General features: G+C 56.6%; 25 protein-coding genes. 12 read left to right on the top strand and 13 right to left on the bottom strand.

The annotated features are described in order from the left end of the window. Positions 1-186: 186 nt before the first annotated feature. Positions 187-1,383 carry an MFS transporter gene (locus tag JW799_RS08470; protein ID WP_420830606.1) on the top strand — a complete coding sequence of 399 codons (1,197 nt, stop codon included), beginning with the start codon at positions 187-189 and terminating at the stop codon, positions 1,381-1,383. Positions 1,384-1,664: 281 nt separating this feature from the next. Here JW799_RS08470 and JW799_RS08465 read toward each other — a convergent pair whose 3' ends face one another. Then, entirely contained in the window at positions 1,665-2,522 is an 858-nt protein-coding gene (locus JW799_RS08465; protein ID WP_080832151.1) for an SDR family NAD(P)-dependent oxidoreductase, read from the bottom strand. Positions 2,523-2,693: 171 nt separating this feature from the next. Between JW799_RS08465 and JW799_RS08460 the strand changes: the two genes are divergently transcribed. Then, positions 2,694-3,179, top strand: coding sequence for a MerR family transcriptional regulator (locus tag JW799_RS08460; protein WP_080832152.1), 486 nt, complete (start codon positions 2,694-2,696; stop codon positions 3,177-3,179). A gap of 36 nt (positions 3,180-3,215) precedes the next feature. On the opposite strand, the gene JW799_RS08455 is transcribed toward JW799_RS08460, so the two are convergent. The 4 genes from JW799_RS08455 to JW799_RS08445 are packed head-to-tail and all read right to left on the bottom strand — an operon-like array spanning position 3,216 to position 6,559. Next, positions 3,216-5,525: a preprotein translocase subunit SecA gene (locus tag JW799_RS08455; RefSeq protein WP_080832153.1), complete on the bottom strand. Its 2,310-nt coding sequence runs from the start codon at positions 5,523-5,525 to the stop codon at positions 3,216-3,218. Positions 5,526-5,580: 55 nt separating this feature from the next. Continuing rightward, on the bottom strand, positions 5,581-5,748 hold the full coding sequence (locus JW799_RS30000; protein ID WP_420830605.1) for a DUF5808 domain-containing protein: 168 nt from the start codon (positions 5,746-5,748) through the stop codon (positions 5,581-5,583). Next, a complete protein-coding gene (locus JW799_RS08450) occupies positions 5,748-6,161 on the bottom strand; it encodes a hypothetical protein (RefSeq protein WP_205429394.1) in 414 nt (137 codons plus the stop codon). Before JW799_RS08450 ends, JW799_RS30000 begins: the two co-directional genes overlap by 1 nt. Next, entirely contained in the window at positions 6,158-6,559 is a 402-nt protein-coding gene (locus tag JW799_RS08445; protein ID WP_080832155.1) for a GntR family transcriptional regulator, read from the bottom strand. The genes JW799_RS08450 and JW799_RS08445 overlap by 4 nt, the downstream gene beginning before the upstream one ends. A gap of 47 nt (positions 6,560-6,606) precedes the next feature. Between JW799_RS08445 and JW799_RS28455 the strand changes: the two genes are divergently transcribed. Genes JW799_RS28455 through JW799_RS08430 form a run of 3 tightly spaced genes read left to right on the top strand, consistent with a single transcriptional unit; the run spans position 6,607 to position 9,836 of the window. Then, the gene (locus JW799_RS28455) at positions 6,607-7,428 is read left to right on the top strand and encodes a sigma-70 family RNA polymerase sigma factor (RefSeq protein ID WP_240353203.1); all 822 of its coding nucleotides are present in this window, start codon (positions 6,607-6,609) and stop codon (positions 7,426-7,428) included. Further along, the gene (locus JW799_RS08435; RefSeq protein ID WP_080832156.1) at positions 7,397-7,756 is read left to right on the top strand and encodes a hypothetical protein; all 360 of its coding nucleotides are present in this window, start codon (positions 7,397-7,399) and stop codon (positions 7,754-7,756) included. The genes JW799_RS28455 and JW799_RS08435 overlap by 32 nt, the downstream gene beginning before the upstream one ends. Then, positions 7,734-9,836 (top strand): carboxypeptidase-like regulatory domain-containing protein, encoded by a 2,103-nt coding sequence (locus JW799_RS08430; protein WP_080832157.1) that lies wholly within the window; start codon positions 7,734-7,736, stop codon positions 9,834-9,836. The genes JW799_RS08435 and JW799_RS08430 overlap by 23 nt, the downstream gene beginning before the upstream one ends. Before the next feature lie 193 nt (positions 9,837-10,029). Here JW799_RS08430 and JW799_RS08425 read toward each other — a convergent pair whose 3' ends face one another. The 3 genes from JW799_RS08425 to JW799_RS08415 form a co-directional block, all read right to left on the bottom strand. Further along, entirely contained in the window at positions 10,030-10,614 is a 585-nt protein-coding gene (locus tag JW799_RS08425) for a YdeI/OmpD-associated family protein (protein WP_080832158.1), read from the bottom strand. A gap of 415 nt (positions 10,615-11,029) precedes the next feature. After that, complete coding sequence (locus JW799_RS08420) at positions 11,030-11,869, bottom strand: sulfurtransferase (RefSeq protein ID WP_205429393.1); 840 nt, start codon at positions 11,867-11,869, stop codon at positions 11,030-11,032. A 61-nt stretch (positions 11,870-11,930) separates the two neighbouring features. Continuing rightward, entirely contained in the window at positions 11,931-13,145 is a 1,215-nt protein-coding gene (locus tag JW799_RS08415; RefSeq protein ID WP_240353202.1) for an MFS transporter, read from the bottom strand. 125 nt (positions 13,146-13,270) lie between these two features. Between JW799_RS08415 and JW799_RS08410 the strand changes: the two genes are divergently transcribed. Beyond that, complete coding sequence (locus tag JW799_RS08410; RefSeq protein ID WP_176220582.1) at positions 13,271-13,771, top strand: GNAT family N-acetyltransferase; 501 nt, start codon at positions 13,271-13,273, stop codon at positions 13,769-13,771. A 968-nt stretch (positions 13,772-14,739) separates the two neighbouring features. Here JW799_RS08410 and JW799_RS08405 read toward each other — a convergent pair. Continuing rightward, a complete protein-coding gene (locus JW799_RS08405) occupies positions 14,740-15,123 on the bottom strand; it encodes a TFIIB-type zinc ribbon-containing protein (RefSeq protein ID WP_080832161.1) in 384 nt (127 codons plus the stop codon). Positions 15,124-15,286: 163 nt separating this feature from the next. On the opposite strand from JW799_RS08405, the gene JW799_RS08400 reads away from it, so the two are divergent. Beyond that, positions 15,287-15,490: a DUF378 domain-containing protein gene (locus JW799_RS08400; protein ID WP_080832162.1), complete on the top strand. Its 204-nt coding sequence runs from the start codon at positions 15,287-15,289 to the stop codon at positions 15,488-15,490. Positions 15,491-15,573: 83 nt separating this feature from the next. On the opposite strand, the gene JW799_RS08395 is transcribed toward JW799_RS08400, so the two are convergent. Beyond that, positions 15,574-15,873, bottom strand: coding sequence for a 4a-hydroxytetrahydrobiopterin dehydratase (locus JW799_RS08395; protein WP_080832163.1), 300 nt, complete (start codon positions 15,871-15,873; stop codon positions 15,574-15,576). 187 nt (positions 15,874-16,060) lie between these two features. Here JW799_RS08395 and motA point away from each other — a divergent pair, with 187 nt between their 5' ends. After that, positions 16,061-16,873, top strand: coding sequence for a flagellar motor stator protein MotA (motA, locus tag JW799_RS08390; protein ID WP_080832164.1), 813 nt, complete (start codon positions 16,061-16,063; stop codon positions 16,871-16,873). Continuing rightward, a complete protein-coding gene (gene motB, locus JW799_RS08385) occupies positions 16,848-17,711 on the top strand; it encodes a flagellar motor protein MotB (RefSeq protein WP_080832165.1) in 864 nt (287 codons plus the stop codon). Before motA ends, motB begins: the two co-directional genes overlap by 26 nt. 39 nt (positions 17,712-17,750) lie before the next feature. Here motB and JW799_RS08380 read toward each other — a convergent pair whose 3' ends face one another. Together JW799_RS08380 and JW799_RS08375 are read right to left on the bottom strand one after the other, a co-directional pair. Beyond that, positions 17,751-18,494, bottom strand: a complete 744-nt coding sequence (locus tag JW799_RS08380; protein ID WP_205429392.1) for a Rossmann-fold NAD(P)-binding domain-containing protein — start codon at positions 18,492-18,494, stop codon at positions 17,751-17,753. 485 nt (positions 18,495-18,979) lie between these two features. Continuing rightward, positions 18,980-19,696 carry a hypothetical protein gene (locus JW799_RS08375; protein ID WP_080832167.1) on the bottom strand — a complete coding sequence of 239 codons (717 nt, stop codon included), beginning with the start codon at positions 19,694-19,696 and terminating at the stop codon, positions 18,980-18,982. A 270-nt stretch (positions 19,697-19,966) separates the two neighbouring features. Here JW799_RS08375 and tadA point away from each other — a divergent pair, with 270 nt between their 5' ends. Then, positions 19,967-20,425, top strand: coding sequence for a tRNA adenosine(34) deaminase TadA (tadA, locus tag JW799_RS08370; RefSeq protein WP_275901451.1), 459 nt, complete (start codon positions 19,967-19,969; stop codon positions 20,423-20,425). Here the strand turns inward: tadA and JW799_RS08365 are convergent. Next, positions 20,354-20,614, bottom strand: coding sequence for an aspartyl-phosphate phosphatase Spo0E family protein (locus JW799_RS08365; RefSeq protein ID WP_080832169.1), 261 nt, complete (start codon positions 20,612-20,614; stop codon positions 20,354-20,356). The genes tadA and JW799_RS08365 overlap by 72 nt on opposite strands. Positions 20,615-20,833: 219 nt before the next feature. Here JW799_RS08365 and JW799_RS08360 point away from each other — a divergent pair, with 219 nt between their 5' ends. Both JW799_RS08360 and JW799_RS08355 read left to right on the top strand, forming a co-directional pair. Then, positions 20,834-21,523 (top strand): response regulator transcription factor, encoded by a 690-nt coding sequence (locus JW799_RS08360; protein ID WP_080832170.1) that lies wholly within the window; start codon positions 20,834-20,836, stop codon positions 21,521-21,523. Further along, positions 21,511-22,842, top strand: coding sequence for a sensor histidine kinase (locus JW799_RS08355; RefSeq protein ID WP_080832171.1), 1,332 nt, complete (start codon positions 21,511-21,513; stop codon positions 22,840-22,842). The genes JW799_RS08360 and JW799_RS08355 overlap by 13 nt, the downstream gene beginning before the upstream one ends. The last annotated feature ends 7 nt before the right edge of the window (positions 22,843-22,849 follow it).

Here is a 22,849-nt window from a genome sequence, read left to right as displayed (position 1 = left end):
GAGAAAGAGGGAGAAACAATGGAACGCAGAGCTTTGCCCAGGCGTAATAAGTAAAGCGCCGTATTACGTGTTACAATAAGGCAATACTTGCAAATAACGGCGCTATTTTGACTCGGAAAGGTGTTGGGGATGACACAAATCGAAGAACATAGAAGCAAGAATTGGAAAAGGGATATCGTTCTGTTTATGAGTAGTCAGACCATATCGTTATTCGGTTCCGCGTTAGTCCAGTATGCGATCATGTGGTACGTTACGCTCACGACCGAATCCGGCCTTATGATGACGCTGTTTATCCTTTGCGGGTTCATCCCGACCTTCGTGTTGTCGCCGTTCGCGGGGGTGTGGGCGGACCGGTTCAACCGCAAAAATCTGATCATGCTGGCCGATGCCATGATTGCCGCCGTGACTCTGGTTCTAGCGATCACCTTTCTGCTAGGTTACGACGAGGCTTGGCTGCTGTTCGTCATTGCGGCCGTTCGCGCGCTGGGCACCGGAATCCAGACGCCGGCGGTAGGGGCGATCCTGCCGCAGATCGTGCCGGAGGAAAAGCTGACGAAGGTCAACGGAATCAACGGAACCCTTCAGGCGCTTATGATGTTCGTCGCTCCGATTGTCAGCGCGACGCTGCTGACGGTGGCTACGATCGAAGTCATCTTCTTTATCGATGTGGTCACCGCGGCGATCGCGATTCTCTCTTTGTTGTTCTTCTTGAAAATTCCGCCGCACCAAAAGGCGTCGGATGCGCAAACGACCAGCTATCGGGAGGACTTTAAGCTTGGTCTGGCCTACATTCGGAACCACGGCTTTCTCAAATCCTTTTTTGTCTTTTTCGCGATTTTCTTTGTTTTGATGGCTCCGGCCGCGTTTCTGACGCCGCTGCAGGTGACGCGCAGCTTCGGGGACGATTATTGGCGGTTGACGGCCATAGAGATCGCTTTCTCGGTCGGGATGATGGCCGGCGGAGCTCTCATCGCCTCGTGGGGCGGCTTCCGCAACAAAATCCACACGATGACTCTCGCCAATCTGGTGATGGGCGTATGTACGGTCCTGTTGGGCGTTATCCCCAACTTCTGGATTTACTTAATCCCGATGGCCGTATTCGGCGTGGCCATGCCTATGTTAAATACTCCGACGACCGTCATGCTGCAGGAAAAGGTGGATCCGAACTACATGGGGCGCATCTTCGGCGTCTTCGGCATGATCTCGACGTCCATGATGCCGATCGGCATGCTGATCTTCGGTCCTATAGCGGATGTGATCGAGATCGAATGGCTTCTGGTCGGAACCGGGTTGCTTATGCTCGTCCTGACCTTGTTTTTCGTTAAAAACAAACGGCTGGTCGAAGCCGGAAGGCCGGAATTAAAAGAAGCGACGCTTTCGTAGGAGGGTTCCATGAGCTTCAAGAACTGGCGTCGCAAGAGTTGGCTTGCAGGGGGATGATTGTTTCCTAATGCTTTGAAGACAGGCTGCGACAGAAATGTCGCGCCTGTCTTTATTCCGAACGCTAAACTGAAGCTGACGGGCAACGAGCAATGGCGATGGAGAGGCGAGTCTCACGATTCGTCCCGATGTATACATAATCGTTTGCAAACAACATCGGCTATGAGGAGAATCCGATTGCCGTTGGCGAGGAGAAAGAGGCGAGTGAAAGAAGGAGCACGGCTTTAAGCGCGCTCACCAAGAAATTCGTGTCTGTAAATCGCATGAACCCTATCCAAAACGTTCCGCGCTTGATCTTTAAATTTTACATCTGCAACCTGACCTTTCAGCAAAAACACGCCAGTCTCCTTACGGTGTTCTCCGAGGGCCCCCTCATACAACTGGTTCGCGCCGTGGGTAGGCGGAGAGAAAAACAGCTTCATTAACAATTTAGCCACTATGGGTAATCCGGATTTTTTTCCTTTTCTTAGCGTATTATTGCTACCCGGGTCAACGCTGCGGATCTTAATGCCCTCTTTGGCAAGCTGCGGTGCGATAGCTTGAGTCCACAGCGAAAGCGCCAGCTTCGAAGCGGCATATGGACCAAGCAGTTTGCGGAAGGTTTTGGGGCGTTCCAGGATTTCGATATTAAACTCTTTCACAAATTTTAATGCTGACGATGAGGTATTGACTACCGTTTTTAAGCCGGCGTTTTTTAAGAGTTCCTTCAATTCCATCAGAATGATATACGGAACGACCGTCATCAGTTCATAATGTTTCTCGCGCCCTTGTTTCGAATAGCTCAGTTCGTCAAAGCTTCCGCCGGCATTGTTGAACAAGATGTCGATCTGCCGCTCTTTTCCTTTGATCTCTTCCAAAGTACGTCTCAAGCTGGAAAAATCGGCGAGATCCGCTATTTTATACATGCGAAGCCGTCCACTATGGATGGCTTTTTGGATTTGCGTATCATCCGCAGGAAAGCCGGAACGGTTCAAAGCAACCACCTGCCAGCCCTCCGACAGCAACTTCCGTGTTAATTCCAACCCGATCCCGTTGCTTGCGCCGGTAATCAGTGCGATATTTTCTCGTTGGTTCGCGTTCATTTTACGTCTCCTCCTGATGGCGGGATATTTTCCCTGATAGCGCACATTCTATAACTTGGAGTCGACTCTAAGTCAAGGCACGAAAGCAAAAGTTTTTGTCCTAAGATTTGACTTGGAGCCAGCACCAAGATGTATAATGCACAAAAAAAGCATTCTCCGGGAGGAAACAGGATGATGGAAGAGCAAACCTTTACAATAAAGCAAACCGCCGAGCAAACCGGAATCTCCGAGGATACGATTCGTTATTACGAAAAGATCGCGCTGCTACCTCGGGCGGATCGGAAGGACAACGGGCACCGCATCTACCGGCAGGAAGACATCAATACGATCCGGCTGATCTCCTGCCTGAAAAAAACGGGGATGCCGCTGGAGGAAATGCGGCCGTTTTTGGCGGTCTCCGCCGACACAGATCCCGGAGAATATCCTGAGCTGGTGGAGCACATGAGGAGCCACCGGGAAAATATCGTCAACCAAATCGCCTCGCTGCAGCAGGTCGTCGATTTTATTGACATGAAGCTGGAGCAGGGAAAATACCGCCGGGACTGCTCGGATGAAAGCCAAGACGGCGTGTCAGAGAATGTGGCGGGAGAACCGAGCCCAAAGCCCGTCTCACCCGTTGAGATGAGTTACTTTTCCATATCGGCCTCCATAAGATAAGCTCGGAAATAAGCATGTATATACGTGCAACCGTCCTTATTTTCCTTGCATGAAAAATTTTTCCCACCCGAATACCGGTCTCAACATCTTGCGAATCCAATAAGCGATAATCGTTCCTGAGCTCCACGAGCCGGGCTTCTGCAAGTATTCCATGAATTGATCGTTGATGAGATACGTCCAAGTAGAAGAAGGGCTCTTGAGCCCGAACTTTTCCCACTTCGCCGGATCGTTCGAACCTCCGAGCCTTGCGAGCATCTTCTCCGACTCTCGATTTATTTTAGCCGGAATTTGCTCGTAGGCCTGGATGATTTGCGCATGAAATTCGTCGATCGGATTGCGGCTGGCGAGGCTCGTCAAATGGATGCTTTCGCGAATGTAAGAAACGTATGCCAGATGGTCAGCCCAGAACTTGTCGATATAATAAAGCCGTACCCGCTGCTCCGAAGGGCTCATCGGCGTCTCGCCCTTCAAAATTCCGAGCCGCTCCTCGTATAGAATCCGCCTCTGTTCCTCCACCATATCCGAATAATGGTTCAGTTCCTGGCGGATATGGAAGTTTTGGCCCATGATCACGCGCTGGATATGCGCGATTTTGCTGCGGAGCACCGACTCATCGAGAGCCTCATCCTGCTTGAGATCGCGATACAGGGGCGGAATCGCTTTCTCGATGCCGAACCGAAGGAACAACTCATCCTCCAAGCTTACGAAAAATACGGAGGCTCCCGGGTCGCCCTGGCGGCCGGAACGCCCGCGCAGCTGGTCGTCGATTCGCACGCTTTCGTGCACATGCGTACCCATCACGTACAACCCGCCCAGCCTGGCGACAATTTCCGCTTGTGCGGGGTCGCCGCCGCCGAGCCGAATGTCGACGCCGCGTCCCGCCATATTCGTAGACACCGTCACGGCGCCGATTTCTCCCGCTTTGGCGATGATCTCGGCTTCTTCTGTATCGTTTTTCGCATTCAGAACATGGCAAGGTACGCCGGCAGCCGCCAGCGCCTCCGCCAGCATGTCAGACTCCCCTACGCTTGACGTACCGATGAGAATCGGGCGTCCCGTCGCATGGACGGAAGAGATTTCTCGTACAAGCGCCTTAAGTTTGGCTTTTTTATGGGTATAAATCCGGTGCGGATGGTCGATCCGTATGTTTGGCCGGTTCGGCGGAATTTGCACGACCTGCAGCGCATAAATCTCTTCGAATTCCACGGCGGAAGCGTGCGCGGTGGCCGTCATTCCGCAAATCTTCGGATATAGGCTAAGGAAGTGCTGAAGGGTGATCGTACCGAGAACTTTTCCGCCGGCTAAGGGCTGCAGCCCTTCCTTGGCCGCTAGCGCGGCTTGAAGCCCGTCCGGCAATTGCCTGTTCTCCGCCACGCGGCCGGTATATTCGTCGATCAGCTCGATTTTGCCGTCCCGGACGATGTAATCGACGTCTTTTTTCAATAACGCTTCCGCATGCAGCGCGCAATTCAACGACGACAACAAATGACTGTTATGGCTTTCGTACAAATTGCCGCATCCCAGCAGCGATTCCGCTTTGGCAGAGCCCGCTTCATTTAAATAAACGTTCCGCTCGAACTCGTCGAAGTCGTAATGCTCACCTTGCTTGAGCTGCCTGGCTGCTTCTGCCAAACGAATTCCGTCGCTGCCGGAAGAGCTCGGCTCGCCGGCGATGACCAGCGGCACCCGCGCTTCGTCGAGGAGGAGCGAATCCGCTTCGTCGACGATGACGCAGTGGAAAGGACGATGCACGATATCGGCTTCGTTCAGAGCGATCGTGTCGCGCAAATAATCGAATCCCGCCTCTTTGGCCGTAACATAGGTTATATCCGCTGCGTACGCTTCCCGTTTCTCGGACAAGCTCATGCCCGCTTGAGCCGCGTTTACCGTTAACCCGAGGAAACGATAGATCGGGCCCATCCACTCCGCATCCCGATTTGCCAAATAATCGTTAAAAGTCAGCACGTGAACGCCTTCGCCGGTTAGCGCGTTCAGATAAGCAGGCATAACGGCAGAGAGCGTTTTTCCTTCGCCGGTTTGCTGCTCGATCAAAAATCCCTCGTGCAGGGCGATGGCAGCCATGATCTGGACATCGTAAGGCCGTAATCCGAGCTTTCTCTTCGCTGCCTCGCAGACCAGCGCATAGGCATCGACAAGCAGCTCGTCTAAAGGCTTGCCCGATTTTGCTTCCCTTTTCAGCCGGAGAGATTCCGCTTGCAGCCGCTTTTCGTCCCATGCTTCAAAATTCCGTTTTCGGATGAGCTCCGCTTTGTTCCGATAGCCTTTCAGCTTATGCCGGGTATCGCGGTCTTTGAATTTTTGCATCCACTTGACGGCTAAATTCATCGGAATTTGATCTCTCCTTCCAATCCGCTTGAGATCGGACCGATTTGCATAGATATTACTTGCTCAGGAGCCATACCCATACCAGGAGCATAAAAGAACCTCCCGCAATCGCTGCGACCGTTAGCCGGCCCATCGGTTTGGCCATATTTACCGTCCAGCCGATGCCGTAAGGTTTCGGAACGAAGATCGCCGGATCATCGGGATTGCAATAGATTTTGCCCATTATTTTCCAATTAGCCGTCTGCTCGGGATGCTGGCCGCCCTTCTGTGTTCGACAGGGACATGCCAGCCGCGGATTGCATTCAGTCGCAGCGCCGATTGTCTGCAGATCGCGATCGCGATGCCGGAGAGCGGAAATTGAGAGAGCAGTGCGGTCAAAAGGTATGCCAAGGCGTGCGCCGCGTCCAGGTACCGAATCAAAAAGAAGCAAGCGGCTGCCATAATCACCACGAATATCCCCATCAGAATCGCATATTGCGCGCGTATCCGCCGGACGGCCGGATCCTGCGTCTCGGCAGCCGGAATCGGCACTCCGAACAGCAAGGTTCGAGGACCGAAGAGATTCTGTACGCAGATCAACAGCGCCTGAATGACATATAGGCTTGCGACCGCTATGACGGTTCCGTTCATCATCAATGCCCGTCCCCTCCACGCTTCATCATGATGTCCCCGTACAGCCTTCTGCATTGATTCGTAAAAGCTTCTTCCGTCATTCCGCGCACGGCCGCTTCCGCCGCGAGCGAACGGAGCTGTCGGAACAGTTTGGCCTCGAATTCCTCCGTCACGCCCGGCATCGCGTCCGGTTGAACGATAACGCCCTTCTTCCGGTGCACTTGGAGAAAGCCATCCTGCTTCAGCAAGGTGTACGACTTATTGACCGTATGAAGATTGATGCCCAGATTCTCGGCCAGATTCCTGACGGACGGAAGCGGATCGCCCGGCTTCAATGCGCCTGACGCGATTCCTTCGATCAACTGGTTGATTAATTGCTCGTATAACGGGGTCTCCGATTGCAGATCCAGCTCGATGAACATGAATATCTCTCCTTCTAGCACAGAACAGCAACATGAGGAATGGCCGGATGGCGGACTCCTCGCCTTGCGTATATCTGTTATATATATTATATAACAGATATACAAAAAGAGGACAATACCCATTTGTAGCAGGGGTTATTGCGTGGGATGTTGTATTGTCCCTCGGTACGGGTTTTTCCACTTCCTTCAGATGGAGAACATCGGGCGATCCGTATTCGGTATACCTCTCTTCATTATTATTTCGATTTACGCAACCGAAGTCATTCAAGAAGCATCTTAACATAGGGGGAGGAGGAAGCTTTCTGGATATCGTTCTGGGCTTGAAGGAAAAAGACGAAGCCGCGCTTCGAGCGTTAATGGAGCGGTACGGCAACGAACTGATGCGTACGGCTTACTTGTTGGTCAAAGACAAGCAAGCCGCGGAAGAAGCCGTCATGGATACGTTCATACAGGCTTATCGCAAGATCGCCCAACTCCAAGATCCCGACCGGCTTGGAAGTTGGCTTCTACGAATCACCGTAAACCGGTGCCGGATGAAAATGCGTACCTGGAGCTGGAGTCGAATATTTCCTCTATCCCATGTTGAACAAATGATTGAGGAAGAAGAACCGGGCCCGGAGGAGCTCTTGATCGACGCATGGCGCAACAAGAAGTTAAGCGAAGCGCTGCTGAAGCTTGATTACAAATATCGCGAGACGATCGTGTTATTTTATTTCAACGGATTAAACGTGGCCGAGATCGCGGAACAAACAAGCAGCAACGAAAATACGGTGAAGGCCAGGCTTGCGAGAGGCAGGGCGAAACTTAAGCTCATGCTGGAGGAACAGGAGGATGGGAATGAAACCGGAGCAAGAGCAAGAGTTCATTAGAAAAAGGCTGGAGGAAGAGCTCGGAGACCTGCGTTTTCATAAAGGCGCGGAAGTGTTGGATCGAACCCATCCCCGTTCATGGCGGGCCAAGCTGCGAGCTTTGTGGAATTACGAACTCGAACTGCCGCTTATTCCGATAGGCGCTAGCTTCGCCGTGCTGTTGGCAATTTTGTTCGTTGCCCCGTTACAAGAGGATACGGGTAAAGGGGAGTCGACAGGGGATATGCCTCGCGCCGGAAGACAGCTCGTGGAAGCAGGAGGCAATACCTACTGGAAGGACGATTACGAGAAGGCGGTGGAAGGCGTTGAAATTAAAGATCAAAGTTAAGCATCTCTTCGCGCTCGCCGTCGCCCTGTGCGCCTCGTTTGTCCTTCTCCAGCTAATCGTGATGCCCAGGATCGAAGTCGCGATGGCCAAAAAGCACTTCGAGCAAGGGACGGCCGGCGGAAAAAATGACCTGCTTCGAGTAGTCGATGCTTCATCCGGGGACGACAAGTGGGAGCTTATCCGGCGCTACATGATCGAGAACGGTTCGGACATGAGCATGACGAGATTCGACGTTATAGCGGGAGAGGGAACGTTCTACTCTTCTACGGCAGCCTCGCTTCCGGATGCGCCGCGCTGGACGAGAGAGGAGAAAATCAAGTACTTGGAAGCCTATCTGGAAGGCGGTCCAATCGACGGTTATTTAGTTAGAGCGGCGAAGCAGTTGGCCTTCGAATATCTCATTCTAAGCCGGACTGAAGACGCGATTCGCGCGCTGGAGCGGACGGAACAAAGGCTTTCGGGCCGTTACGATAATCAGAGAAGAGAGCTTAAGCTGGCCCGAGCGAAAATCTACGCGGATGCCGAAGATTTCGGGACGGCGGAGCGCTTGTTGACGGAATTGAGCGAAGAGCCGAACCAGAAGGATACGTATCTTAACGACAATATCGCGAAGCTCCAAACCCGGATCATGGAACAGCGCGACAATGCGGCTTCAAGCGTATCCGGAACCATTAAACGAAGTGACGGCAAGCCGATGGCAGGCATCGGGGTGTACTTGCGAAGCAGCAGGGACGTCTACCATAGCCTGATCGAAAGCGAACCTTACCAGACATTGACCGACTCGGAGGGAAACTTTGCGTTCAAAGGCGTTGCCCCCGGCAGTTACGTGATCTACATCGGCCTGAACTTCGAGCAAATCGACGGTTGGACGCGACCTGCAAACTATAACGAGGAGTGGATCGATCTTCGGGGAGGAGAACATCTGACCCGGAACATTACCTTGCAGAGGTTAATCCAATTACGCTCCCCGGTGGACCAGCAAGTCGTTACCGGCAAGACGGTCAAATTCGAATGGGAGCCCGTCGAAGGAGCCGCATTCTACACTTTGAACGGGACTTTTCCAGTCGAAAACGGTACGGTAGGACACCAAATCAAGGAACATATCGAGAGCAATTCCATCGAGCTGCCTCTCGAAACGCTCTACAGTGTCCAAAGCGGCTTTTCATATAAAAAATTCGGAGACAAGGAAATCCCCGACCCCTCTAATCTGCTTGGGTACGCCGATCCGTCCAGCCGATTCTCCTGGAGCGTGGAAGCCTACGATGCCGACGGGAAGCTGTTGACGCGGAGCAACGGTTACCGGTTGAACGAGCAGACGATGGGGCCTCTTCCCTTCTTCTATCTGAAGGAGCGCACGCTTACCGACGCCGACCGGTTGCTTCTGGAGGGCCGCACGGAGGAAGCCTTGCTCGGGTACAAAGCGGATTATGAACGAAACGACCACGATAAGCATAGTCTTCGGATGATAGCTAAACTGCTGAAGATTAACGCCAGGGACGCTAAGCGCCCGCTCGACGCGACTTCCGTAACGTACCTTGAGAAGCTGGCAAGCGTCGATGATACCGGAAACGCCATTTTTCCCTTGATCGAATACTATGGAAGCGTCGGAGATTGGGCCCAAGTCGACCGATATTACGGCATGCTGAACGAAGCCCGTCAAGGAAGGGTGGAAAGCTACTCTCAAGCCCAATACGGGAGGCTGCTGCTGAAGCAAGGGAGAGTCGAAGAGGGCGAGGCGCAGCTTCGGCAGGCCCAAGAGAACGATCCCTCGAATCGATTCATCGGCACTTATATCGCGAGCGTCATTTATTTGTCCGGCACCTTGGATACGGCCGGAGAGCTCGCGCGTCAGTATCCGGAACGCTCCTATTACGACCAGGACAACCCGGATTGGAGCGAGCTTGTTCAAGGTTTAAAGGAAGAAAGCCAGGACTCGAACGACGAATCCTACTTTTCGAAGCTCAAAGAAGCGTTGCGAGTTTGCTTCAGCGGAGATGAAAAGCAGCTAGAGAACTGGATGGCGGAGTCGGAATACGCGGCTATGAAGGCGTTCGTCTTGGCGCTGTCGAAAGTAGATTGAGAAGAAGCGACGATTGACTTGGAATGGCTGCGAGTTCATGAAAGAAAAATCGGGCAGGTGGCTGGTCATACTGAATGGAACGCCAACAACCCGAAGATCGGCAGGGCAGCAATACTGTTGTTTGCAAATTGTATGCTGGCTTATGTCTGCGGGGATGCCGCGATTACGAGATTGCTCACGATAGAGGCCTCCTTTATGGATAAAGCTTCTCTCCTTTTTCGAGCATTTCGATGAATTGCTTGATGCGGTTCGCGCGCGTTTCCGGTTTTTTTGCCGTTTGCAGGCGGAACAGCATCGCGTATTTGTTTTGCCTGTTAAGTCCGTCGTATACGGCTTTCGCTTGCGGATTTCGCTCGAGCTCGGCGGCGAAATCCTCCGGCGCTTCCGCCGTGCTTTGCGGCGCGTATGCAGCGTCCCATAGGCCGTTCTGTTTCGCGGTCTCTATCGCCTGCAAGCCAGGCGGCTTCATCCTGCCGCTCTCGATCAAGGCGGCGACCTTGTCTTTGTTCACCTGCGACCAGATGCTCTTCTTGCCGCGCGGCGTGAAGCGTTGCAACCACGTCTTCTCGTCGTGCGCTTCCTTCTGGCTGTCGATCCAGCCATAACAAAGCGCGACATCAAGCGCCTCCACGTACGAAACAGACTGGACTCCGGAATTTTTCTTCGCATGCTGAAGTCTAATCCCTGGAGAAACCTCGTAATTTTCCGCCAGCCATTCCTCGAACGCCTCCGCATCCGGGAACAGCTGAATCGGCAACGGCTCTGCTTTTTTAGCCATTTTCGCACCTCCGCCTAAATGAACATTTTAGCCTTATGATAACTGAAAAAACCTCCGATTGGAGGTTTTTTTCGGTCTATAAAATCACAAAGCCATAAGTCGCCTGAATTTGAATCGAAGCACCGCCTTTTCGAATTGTTGACTTAAGTGTTTCTGTTTATTTCTTATCAATCGTTGGGCCGGGATTTGCAGCATCGTAATGGTGGGCTGACCCGGCCCTTTGTTTGTCTGAACAGGGCATCACGCAGGATGCGAGCGAACGTTCGGTTTGACCCGTTATGAAAGCATTCCCAACAACCGCTTTTGGGCGGCTTGTTGACTCCGTGTTGACTTCAGAAAATAAAAAATACATCGTCGGGGCTTTAGATCCCACGGCGATGTATTCATCGTGTAAGTACTGCTATACGTCTCTCGGTTATTCTTCGTCTCCAACAGCAATGGGATTGGAAGGGTCGCATATCCAATCGCTCCAGCTCCCCGCATACAGCTTCACGCGGTCGAACCCCGCCTCGCGCAGCGCCAGCACGTTCGGCGTCGCGGTGACGCCGGAGCCGCAGTAGACGACGATGTCGCGATCGCGCGGCAAATCCGCGAACCGCTCGCGCTGCTCCTCCGGCGACTTCCACGTGCCGTCCGCGCGGCGGCCTTCGCTCCAGAAGCGGTTGACCGCGCCGGGAATGTGCCCGGCCACGCGGTCGATCGGCTCGACCTCGCCGCGGTAGCGCGGGGCCTCGCGCGAATCGACCAGCAGCGCGCCCCCGCCCGACACGATCTCGCGCACTCTCTCCACGTCCGCGACCATTTCCGGGCGCGGACGGGCGGCGAAGCTCGCCGGTACGATAATCTTTTGCTCCGCGCTTACGGGGTAGCCTTTCCGTTTCCAAGCCGAATAGCCTTCATCCATTACATAGACTTCTTCATACCCCATATACTTGAGCAGCCACCACAGTCTCGAAGCCATCGCCCCGCCCTGGTCGTCGTAGGCAACGACCCGCGTGCCGTTGCCGATGCCGGCCTTGCTCAGGCTGGCGGCTAGCGCATCCGCTTCCGGCAGCGGATGCCGTCCGCCGTGCTCGCCGACGGGCGCGGACAAATCCCGCTCCAGATCGAGGTACACCGCTCCCGGAATGTGGTCTTCGTCATAGGCGGCTTTTCCGGCATCCGGCTTCCCGAGCCAGAACCGGCAGTCCGCGATGACGAGATCCGGCTCGTACATGCGGGCGAGCGTCCATTTCATCGAAACGATGTTTTGCATGTTCATCCACTCCTTTGGCTTTTAAAATGAACCGTTTTATTTGAAAAAGCATTCGCCGCCCCTACCCGCGGGCCGCGGCCGTCTCGCTCTTTCCGCGGGAGCGGTTCGCGGCCACGGCGACGAAGGCGATCGCGAGCAGCAGCACGGCGAGGGCCGCCACGATCGCATACGTCGGGCCGGCGCCAAACCGGTCGAGAAAATCGCCGACCAGACGAGGCAGCACCGCGCTGCCAAGCAGCCCGCACCCCAGCAGCAAGCTCGTCAGCGCAACGGTCTGCTCCGGAGCGGCGCGCGTTCCGAACACGAGCGCGATCGCAAACAGGCCGGACATGGCGAAGCCCGCGACGAAGGATAGCGCCATCGTCGCGACGACGCTTTCGCTCAGCAAGCTCATCAGAATAAACGCGCCGGCGCAGACCGAACAGGAGACGATCAGGTAGGCCGCGCCGCCGAACCGGTCCGCAAGCTGTCCCGCCACCAGTCGCCCGAGCGTCATCGCTCCCCAGAACACGCTTAAAGCCAGCGCCGCGCCCGCTTCGGACACGCCTCCGGTCTGAACCAGCATCGAGGGCAAATAATGGGCGAAACTCATTTCAAAGCCGACATAAACGAAGAAAAAACTGGCGCAGGCCGCAAGCGTCAGCTTCACGCGGCCGCTCAGCCGCGGAGGGCGGGCGGCCGCCCGTCCGGCCTCCGGTCCGCCGCCCGCGGCGCTTCCCTTCAGCGCCGCCGGCCACAGCAGCAGCCACGACGCCAGCGTCGCGACCGCCAGCCCGCCGACGCAGGCGAACGCGAGCCGCCACTGCCCGATATCGATCAGCGCGGCGCTTGCGAACGGGATCGCCAACGCGCCGATGCCGAAGAACACCTCCACCCGGCTCAGAGCCGAATTGGCCTTGTTGCCCGCCGAGCTGATGATGAGCGACCCGACCGTCGTCTCCACGCAGCCGAATCCGAAGCCGGCAAGCGGAGCCGCCGCCAGCATGATCGCCCATGAAGGCTGCGCAACATACGTAAACTCGGCCAGCGCCATCAGCGCGAACCCCGCCGTCAGCAGGCTCTTGAGCCCGAACCGGCGAATAAGCCAGGGCGCGCACAGCGTGCCGGTCAAACCGCCCAAAAATTGATGCATGACCAACTGGCCGCCGTCGCCGTAGCCGATGCCGTAGGCATGCACCATCGGCTCCATGACCGAACCGACCACGAGCTGGCCGAGACCTACGGTCAAATAAGCCATGCAGCTCAACAAAAGAATCCGTTTCATCGGCAATGCCATTTTCTCTCTCCTTATCTCTCATCCGGCCGATCCTCCGATCGGCGCGAAGCGGATTCATTATACCACGAAGAAGAAGCTGTGGTATGCTGGAGGAACGATATTCTCGGGCAAAGGGGAGAAGGGGCGTGCGATGGACGGATTTCCGGATCGGCCCGATGACGGAGACGGACGCGGCCGAAATATGCGCCTGGAGATACCCGGCCCCTTACGACCGGTATCGCTGGCCGTCGTGGGAGGAAATGCGGTCGCAAGGGAAGGAATTCGGCGATCCGGATATCCGCCGCGCGCAGTACGCCTCGGTTCGCGACGCGCTTGGCCGGCTCGTTGGGTATGCGCAGTTTTTCCCGCTGGCGGGGGTCGTCCGCCTCGGCCTGGGGCTTCGGCCGGACTGCTGCGGCCGGGGCTGGGGACCGGAACTGATGCGCAGCCTGTGCGCGGAGGCGGCCGCTCGCCATCCCGGAGCGGAAATCGACCTTGAGGTGGAAACGTGGAACAAGCGGGCGATTCGCGCTTACGAGAAGGCGGGCTTTGCCGTTACCGATACGTACACGAAACGGGCGATGCACGGATGCGTCCATATTTGCTGCATGGTGCTTCAGGAGGAGAACCGCTGTCCTCGCCCCTGATGGCTTCTGCCCGCCCCTGCAGACTCAGCGCATTTTTCATTTGGTCGGAGCTTCGATGGATTTTATCAGATTTTATCCAATCGGGAGCGGCTTTTTTGCAAAATTTCGCGGTCTACGTTGGATTTCGTCTAACCTGGCGGGAGCTTTTTCACGTCCGGAAGCCCCGTTTCTCATTGGACAAAATCCTTCGCAGCTTCCCCTTTTCGCCGTGTTCGCTCCGCTGATTGGACAAAATCCAATCCAGCTGCAACGCGTTCCATTTTCCCGGTAGATCGATCTCCCGCTGAAATGATCACCCGTATTCCAAGCTGTAGCAGGATCCCTGAATCCGCTTCATCCTTCCGCTTGTCCATGAACCCAACCGATTTCTCAACCCAAGTCGGCCCGTTGGATGGTTCCGCTGCCGCTTTCGCGATGACATTTGTACGATTTATCATACAAAATCGGCCCGTCGGGCGGTTCTGCTGGCGCTTTTGGGTGATATTTCATACAAAACACCGTCATTTGGCGCTTTTTTGATGCCATTTATATGATATTTCATACAAAATCGGCCCGTCGGGTGGTTCTGCTGGGTGCTTTTGTGTGATATTTCATACAAAAACCCTTCATTTGCCGCTTTCATGACTTTATTTGTACAATTTATCATACAAACCCGCTCCATCAGGTGGTTCTGCATACGCTTTTGTATGATAGTTCATACGAACCTCCGTCATCTGCCGCTTTGGGGTCTGCAACTGTACGTCTTTTCGGAGCATAATTCGCCAAAACGCCCCGGATTCTTCCCCCAAACGGCAAAAAAGACCGCCCCAAAGGGCGATCCCGAACCGTGATTCTAACCTCACGACCCTAAACTTCCGATTCCGAACTCGCGATTCGGACCTCGCGACCCTGAACTCCCGATCCCGAACTCGCGATTCTGACCTCGCGGCCCTGAACTCACGACCTGATCCGAAGCCCCGGCCGCCCGGTCACTCGAACAAGTCGCCGAACACGTCCAGGACGCTTTTCTTCTTCTTATGCTTATGGCCGTAGTATTTCGAATCGTAGCCGTATTTCGAATGGCCCTGCTGCGGATATCCTTGCTGGGGCGGGTACCCTTGCTGCGCAGGATATCCCTGCTGCGGCGGGTAGCCCTGCTGCGGGTACGACTGCGGCGGGGGCGACTGCGGCGGTCTCCGGTCCTGGTAGTACCAGTCGTTGTAATCGTCCTTGACCTCGCGAACCTCTTTCATCAGCTTGTCCAACTCGCCGCGATCCAGCCATACGCCCTTGCAGCTCGGGCAAATATCGATCATGACGCCGTCCTTTTCCACTTCTCTCATGCGCGTGTCGTGGCATACCGGACAATTCATCTGTCGTTCGCCTCCTTCTCATCTTCATTTTCCATTATGGGTTTATACGCTTCCGGGTAATCATGGTTTCGCCGCGACGAGCCGCCAACTGGAATATGCCGCGCAGCCCTCACATACATGTGTAAAGGGTGCGACCCAAACTCTCCAAGGAGGCTGTTGCGGTTTGAAGACGCTCAATGTAATCAGCCTGATCCTCATCATTATCGGAGGCCTGAACTGGCTTTCGGTGGGACTGTTCGAGTACGACGTCGTGAGCGAGATTTTCGGAGGCAGCGCCGAAGTCGGTTCCAAAATCGTATACATTGTCGTCGGCGTAGCGGCTTTGTACGCCTTGTCGCTGTTTGGCAAAGTCGTCAAAGAGGAATAAACCGCGCCTTGAGCGACGGATAAAGGCAAGCGTCGGCCGGGCGGGGGCGGTCCCCTCGTTCGGCCGTCTTTTTTGGTTTTCCTTTACGACGGACCGTACAGCTCGTCGTATGCCGCCGCGGCTGCGACGTCGAGCTCCGTCAGTCCGCCCGAATGCCACGTCGTCAGCCGCAGCGTCACTCGACGATAATCGATCGAGATGAACGGATGATGATTTTGCTTCTCCGCGATATCGGCCGCCTTTTGCACGAACGACACCGCATCCCCGAATGACGGAAATAAATAGGACTTCGCGATTCGCTTGTTCTCTTCGATTTTCCAGCCCTGCAAGTTCCGCAGCGCCTCGCCCAGCTCCGCTTCCTCGAGCGGCTTCTTTTTTTCCATCCTGTCGCTCCTCTCCCGCGTTCACCTTCCGGAAACGCCCCGATCGCGCGCCGGCCGCGGACGGCAAATTTGTGAAAAAGCAGGTTCATCTCTAATACTTTACCCCAAAGCTGTCGATAAAAAGAATAACGTGTCGCTTCCGAACGGCAAGACGATGCACTTATTCATGACAAGCTGGGGTGTAGGAATGAAGAACTCAACGATTATAGGTTTAGTATTGGGTTTGGGCGCGCTTGTATTAGGCATGATGCTGAAGGACGCTCCACTGATCAACCTGGTCAACAACGCAGCAGCTTACGTCATCATCTTTGTCGGTACGGCGGCTTCCGTATGCGTAGCCTTCCCGATGAAAGATTTAGCCAAAATACCGAAGCTGTTCAAAATCGTATTCGTCGAGCCCAAACTGGTCGAGCGGTCCGAGGTAATCCGGATGTTCACGGACTGGGCCTCGATTACCCGCCGCGAAGGCCTTCTCGCGCTGGAAGCCCGCGTCGAGGAGATCGAAGACCAGTTCCTCCGCAACGGCATGCGGATGATCATCGACGGCAACGATCAGGATTTCGTCCGCGACGTTCTGCTTGAAGATATCTCCGCGACGGAAGACCGCCATCGGGCGGGCGCGCAGATTTTTTCGCAGGCGGGCATGTACGCGCCGACGCTCGGGGTTCTCGGCGCCGTTATCGGCCTGATCGCCGCGCTCGGCAACCTGGAAGAGATGGAGAAGCTGGCACACGCGGTCGCGGCCGCCTTCGTGGCCACGCTGCTCGGGATTTTCTCCGGGTACGTGCTCTGGCACCCGATCGCCAATAAGCTCAAGCGCCTGTCCAAGAAAGAAATCGACCTGCGCCTCATGATGGTCGAAGGGCTCCTGTCGATTCAATCCGGGGTGTCCACGACCGCCATCCAGCAGAAACTGTCGGTATTCCTGACGCCGACGGAACGGCAGAAGTTGTTAGAGCAGGAGGAGACGGCCAATGAGCAAAAAGCGGCAACGGCATGAGCCGCATGAGGAACATGCGGACGAATCCTGGCTGCTTCCCTATTCCGACCTGATGACGCTGCTGCTGGCCCTTTTTATCGTGCTTTACGCGGCCAGCTCGGTCAATACGTCCAAGCTCGAGGCGATGAGCAACGCGTTCCGCAGCGCCTTCAACTCGGGCGTCGGCCTGCTGGACATGTCGGCCATGGTCGAGAGCGAAAGCGAGCTGAGCGACAGCATGCGCCAGCGCCATACCGAGGACGGCATGATGACCCGCGAGCAGCTGCAGCAGCAAGAGCAGGAAAATCTGGAACACCTGAAGCAGGCGCTCGATCAATACATTCAGAACAACGGCCTTTCCACGCAGCTGCAAACGCAGCTGAACCAGTCGGAGCTGCTGATCACGATCCGCGACACGGCGCTGTTCGCTTCCGGCGAAGCGGACATCAAGCCGGAAGCGCGGACGCTCGCGGTTGCCATCGGGCAGATGCTCCAGGAATATCCGGATTACGAGATGGTCGTTTCCGGCCATACCGACAACGTGCCGATCCGCACGGCCGAGTTCGACTCGAACTGGGACTTGAGCTCCAAGCGGGCGATCAACTTTATGATGATCCTGCTGCAAAACCCGGCTTACGATCCCAAGAAGTTCAGCGCGATCGGCTACGGCGAGTACCGTCCGGTCGACTCGAACGCGACCGCCGACGGCCGCGCGAAAAACCGCCGCGTCGAAGTGTCGATCTTGAGAAAATATACCGATCCCGCCACCGAAGAGACGACTCTCACGGTAACGGCGAGTGCCGGTCAGACGACGCAAACGCAGACTCAAGCGCAAACTCAAGCGCAAGCGGCGAACTGAAAACGATCGGAGAGAACGGCCTGCCCCTGCGGCAGGCCGTTATTGTTGTCCGTCTTGACCGGTCTCGGCGGACGCGGCCAAATCGAGAATGCGGTCGTTCGCATAGACGAACGTTCCTTCCGAACGCGCGGAGGCTGCCGCCGCGATCATCGCCGCCGCGACGGCGTCCGCCTGCACCGCGCGATATTTGCGCAAGGGTCCGGCGAACAACGGCGCGGTCGCCGTCATGACGACGGAGGCGAAGCTTTCGCCCGCCCGCTTTTCGTCCCGATCCCCGAGCAGCAGCGACGGGCGGAAGAGATGAAGGCTTTTCAGCCCGAGCTTGCCCAGGTCGCGCTCCGTTTCGCCCTTGACCTTGCTGTAAAAAATCCGCGAGCGCTCGTCCGCCCCCATCGCGGTGACGGCGAGCAGCGCGTCGGCGCCCGCCGCCGCGGCCGCCCGGCCAAACTTGAGCGGGTAATCGTGGTCGACGACGTAAAACGCCGCTTGGGTTTTGGCGCGTTTGATCGTCGTTCCCAGCGCGCAGAACCAGTCGCCTCCGTCAGGCCACGGTACCGGTTCCTCCTCCAGGCGATCCCATTCCGCAACCGCCTCGGTCAGCTTCGGGTGCGCAACGCCCAGCGGCCGGCGAGTGACGGCGAGCACGCTGCCGTACCGGGGATCGGCCAACAGCCGCGCAACGAGCCGGGCGCCCACGAGCCCGGTGGCCCCGGCCACGACGGCGCTCTTTCCCCCGCCCGCTCCGGCGGTCTTGCTGCTTTTGGCAAAAGATGATGATGACATAATGGCTTCCTTCTTTCTTTAGGCAAGCGAAACGCTTTCGCCGTTCTGGGAAGGACTTCTTTGGCTCGTGAACGGGAGATTATTAGCGTAATTATGCGAGTCGAGGCAACATGCAGCCACATACAGGTACTTGACAGGCTTCCTGCCGGGATGGCGTAAGACTGGGCAGGAGTATGCTGGATTGCACAGGATTGGGCCGCGATGACGTTGGGTTCGGCGAAGCTTGGTTGGATTTCTTCCAACCAAAATCGGCTTTTTCGCGAAACTTTCCGGCTTCGTTGGATTTTATCCAATCAGGCGAGGCCTTTTCCGCGTTTTCGCCCAAATTCCAAGTTGCTCGTTGGATAAAATCCATTCAAGCCAACGGTTTCCGCATTTTGCGCTCCCTTGATTGGACAAAATCCAACATAGGCCTCGCTCCGCTTGCCAATAAATCCGCCGCGCCCGCCTGCCCCTTCCTCGGCCGGCCTTCGCCCCTTCAGCCTTCAGCCTTCGGCAGCGGCGTTGCCCGAACGCCCTTCCTCCGGACGCCTTTCCTCCAGCCGCCGCAGCAGCGCGGCCAGTTCGCCCCAGGTCACGCCCCGGCCCGACGAAGGCTCCGGCAGCGGCAGCAGCCGCCGCTCGCGCAGCCAAGCAAGATCGTCCTCGTTCCGTTCGGACGTCGTCGAACCGTTCTCCCCTTTCTTTTCCACGCGCACGCCTCCTTTACCTGCCCATTCCAGCAGGTTTCTCCAAATGGATACGATGTCCTGGCCGTAACGGTCGCCCGCGCCCGGCCATTTCCCGTTCAAATCCTCCCAGCAGCGCGGCCGGCTTTGCTTCATTTTCCGCTCGTCCTGGGCCATGCTCACGGCCGTCCTCGGCACTCCGAACGGCGGACCTTCGACGGCAAAGCTTCGCAGCTCGCGAATCCGGGCTTCCGCCGTTTCGGCCAGCTTTTCCTCCGAAGGCGGGGCCTCTTTTGTCCACATTTTCGTGTCGTACATCGCCTGGCAATAGGCCAAATCCCCCCGCACGCCGTAACGCTCGCCGATCTCCACATACCACCCGGCGCAATCGGGCGCTCCGGCATTCCGCCTTCTGGCGAACGAAGTCAGCTCTTCCGCCGTGCAAGTGGCCTGCCCCAAAATGCTCGTCTTGCCCGACGCTTCCCGTCCCGGCCGAACGCGAAAGCGGTAACCGACAGGCTTCGTCAAACTCACAGCCATCCCTCCTTGGGCGTTGGATTCGGGTTGTCCACACCTTCTATATCTATATTCGCGTTCCGGTTGAATTTGCACTTCCAATCCCCTTTGATAAAATGATAAGCAGAACCGAAGACGGCGGAACTTATCCCCAAACGAATCACAATATCCCCAATTTAATCACAATATTGTGTATAACTCTGTGGGTAAAGTTATTTTATCCACAAAATTGTGCACAGCATGTTAACAACGAATGAATGTTCGCGGGAAAAGAGAGGAGCTGCCCCCTTGTCGGAGGACGAATTGTGGATGCAAGAGGCCATTAACCAAGCCAAAATAGCCGAACGGCTCGGAGAAGTGCCGATCGGCGCGGTCATTGTCCGGGAAGGCATCGTGATCGGAGCCGGGTATAACGTAAGGGAGACGACGAAGGATCCCACCGGCCACGCCGAGATGGTTGCGATCCGGCAGGCAAGCGAAAATCTGAAGGCTTGGCGGTTATTGGGATGCACCTTATACGTCACGCTGGAGCCATGCCCGATGTGCGCGGGCGCGATCCTTCAGTCTCGGGTAGAGAGGGTCGTCTATGGAACTCAAGATCCGAAAGCGGGCTGCGTCGGCACGTTGATGGATTTGCTGCAAGATCATCGTTTCAATCATACGACCGAATGGACGTCAGGAGTGCTTCAGGGACAATGCGCCGCCCTCTTGACGGACTTTTTCCGGAGGTTGCGGGTCCGGAAATAACGCTTCCTTGCCGTGCCGGTGCCTGCCGGCTTGTTCCAGGTACATCCTTTGCAATTGAACGATCAGTCGGTCCGCTTCTTCGCTGACTCTGAGGATTTCGGGATCGGTCAGATTTCCCAGGTTGTCCGCCAACTCTCGCAGTCTGTTCTGCAACGATTGCAGGCGATGAATGATGAGCTGATTGTCCATAGGTCTCCTGGCCGCCCCTTTCCGGCAAATTCGCCGAGCAACGATTCCTATTTTTAACTCTTCCTTATTATAAGTTAATTATTTCTTGAATCATGTAGAATAGTGTCGATAACAACGTTATAATTTCCTTCAATTTACGACAATTTTTGGGTCTGACTGCCCGTGGATTAATCCGAAAGTAGTATTCCACAAAATACAACAAAAGGATGTGCGAACAAAATGGCGCCTCGCTTGCTGCTGGTGGAAGACGACGAAGCCCTTCATCGCGGCGTCGAGTTTACGCTTCGTCAGGAAGGGTATGCGGTATCCGGCGCGAGGTCGATTGCCGACGCGCAAGCAGCCGTCGTTCAACAAGACTTTGATCTGATCGTTCTGGACGTGCAGTTGCCGGACGGCAGCGGCTTCGACTTTTGCGTTTGGCTGCGCGAACGGACCGACGTTCCCGTCGTCTTCCTGACGGCGAGCGATACGGAAATCGACGTCGTCCGAGGGCTCGACATCGGGGGAGACGATTACATTACGAAGCCGTTTCGACTGCGGGAGTTTCTGTCGAGAATTCAGGCGGTGCTGCGACGACGCTCCGTCCCGCCTTCGTCCGCCGGCGATGCGGCGCTGCAATCGGGCGACCTGGTCCTGTTCCCCGATGAAATGCGCGTCGAAAAGCAAGGCGCGCCCGTTTCGCTCAGCATGACGGAATTTCGCCTGCTTTCCCTGCTGATGAAGCATCCCCGCGCCGTGCTGTCGAAGGAGCAAATCGTTCAGCGCTTATGGCAAAACGACGGGGACTTTCTCGACGATAATACGGTCGCGGTAAACATTCGGAGACTCCGCGAAAAAATCGAAGAAACGCCCAACGATCCGCAGCGGATCGTAACGGTAAGGGGAGCCGGATACCGATGGAACGGATAGACGAAAGTCCCCTGACCGCCTCCCGGCTATGGCGCAATCCGCCCGTCCGCCGGCTTGCCGCCATTTTGCTTGCCGCGCTGGTCGCGGCCGCGGTTTTGATCGGGCTGTTCTCGAACTACGCGTCCGAGCGGCTGGAGCGCGACTGGTACGACCGGCAAGCGGCCGTGATCGGCACGCTCGCTTCCGCGCATCCGGAGCTGGCGGACGAGCTGCCGAAGCTGATCGCCGAGAGCGGCGCCGACCCGGAGGCGGTCGCGCTCGGGCGGGAGCTGGCGGACAGGCACGGCGCGGGCGAGCGGCTCGCCGGCGAGCTCCCGCCCGCCGTGTCCGCGTTCCGGAGCCGGACCGCGACGGAGCTTGCCTTCGGCGCCCTGCTGCTGCTCGCCGCGCTCGGGTTCGCGCTGCTCCGCGAGCAGCGGCTGCAGCTTGGCAGCCTGCGCGCGCTCGCCCTTTCGCTCGAAAGCGCGGTCAAGCAGAACCGTCCGATGCGCTTTCGCCTTTACGGCGAAGGCGAGCTCGGGCTGCTTGCCCATTCGGTACAGGAGCTGGCGCTCCGGTTGCAGATGACGATCGGGCAGCTCAAGGGGGAAAAAGCTTTCTTGAAAGAGACGATCGCCGACATTTCCCACCAGCTCAAGACGCCGCTCGCTTCCTTGAGCATCTACGTCGATTTGCTGCGGCAGGAGCGGACCCGGCCGGACGAAGCCGAGACGTTCCTGAGCACCTGCCGGCAGGAGCTTGACCGGATGGAGTGGCTTACGCTGACGATGCTTAAAATCGCGCGCCTCGAAGCCGACGCGCTGGAGCTGCGCCCGGAGGCGAAGGATCTCGCGGGCACGGTGGAGGACGCGGTCGAGCCGCTTCGGGAATGGGCGCGGCGGCGGCAGGTGAACCTGAAGCTGGAGGCGCCGGCGGAACAAGCGGTCGTGCCGCACGACAGCCGGTGGCTCGCGGAAGCGATCGCCAACGTGGTCCGAAACGCCGTCGAGCACAGTCCGGCCGGCTGCGACGTCACGGTACGCTGGCAGCGGACGCCGGCGCTCGTCCGGCTGGAGGTGCTGGACGAGGGGCCGGGAATCGAGGAGAAGCACCTGCCCCATCTTTTCAAAAAGTTCTACCGGACTTCGTCCGGCGGAAGCGGCGTCGGCCTCGGCCTTCCGCTCGCCAAATCGATCGCGGAACGGCACGAGGGCCTGCTTTCCGCCCGCAATCGTCCGGAAGGCGGCGCCGCGTTTACGCTGACGCTCCCCGTACGCCGGCCGCAGATCGGCCTTTCGGGAACGGAGCCGGGTGGCGGCGGAAAGCCTCCGGGAGCGTAGGGCGCAG

Origin of the sequence: Cohnella algarum, assembly GCF_016937515.1 — a bacterium.
Classification (GTDB): Bacteria; Bacillota; Bacilli; order Paenibacillales; family Paenibacillaceae; genus Cohnella; species Cohnella algarum.
This window is presented reverse-complemented; position numbering and strand designations above follow the sequence as displayed.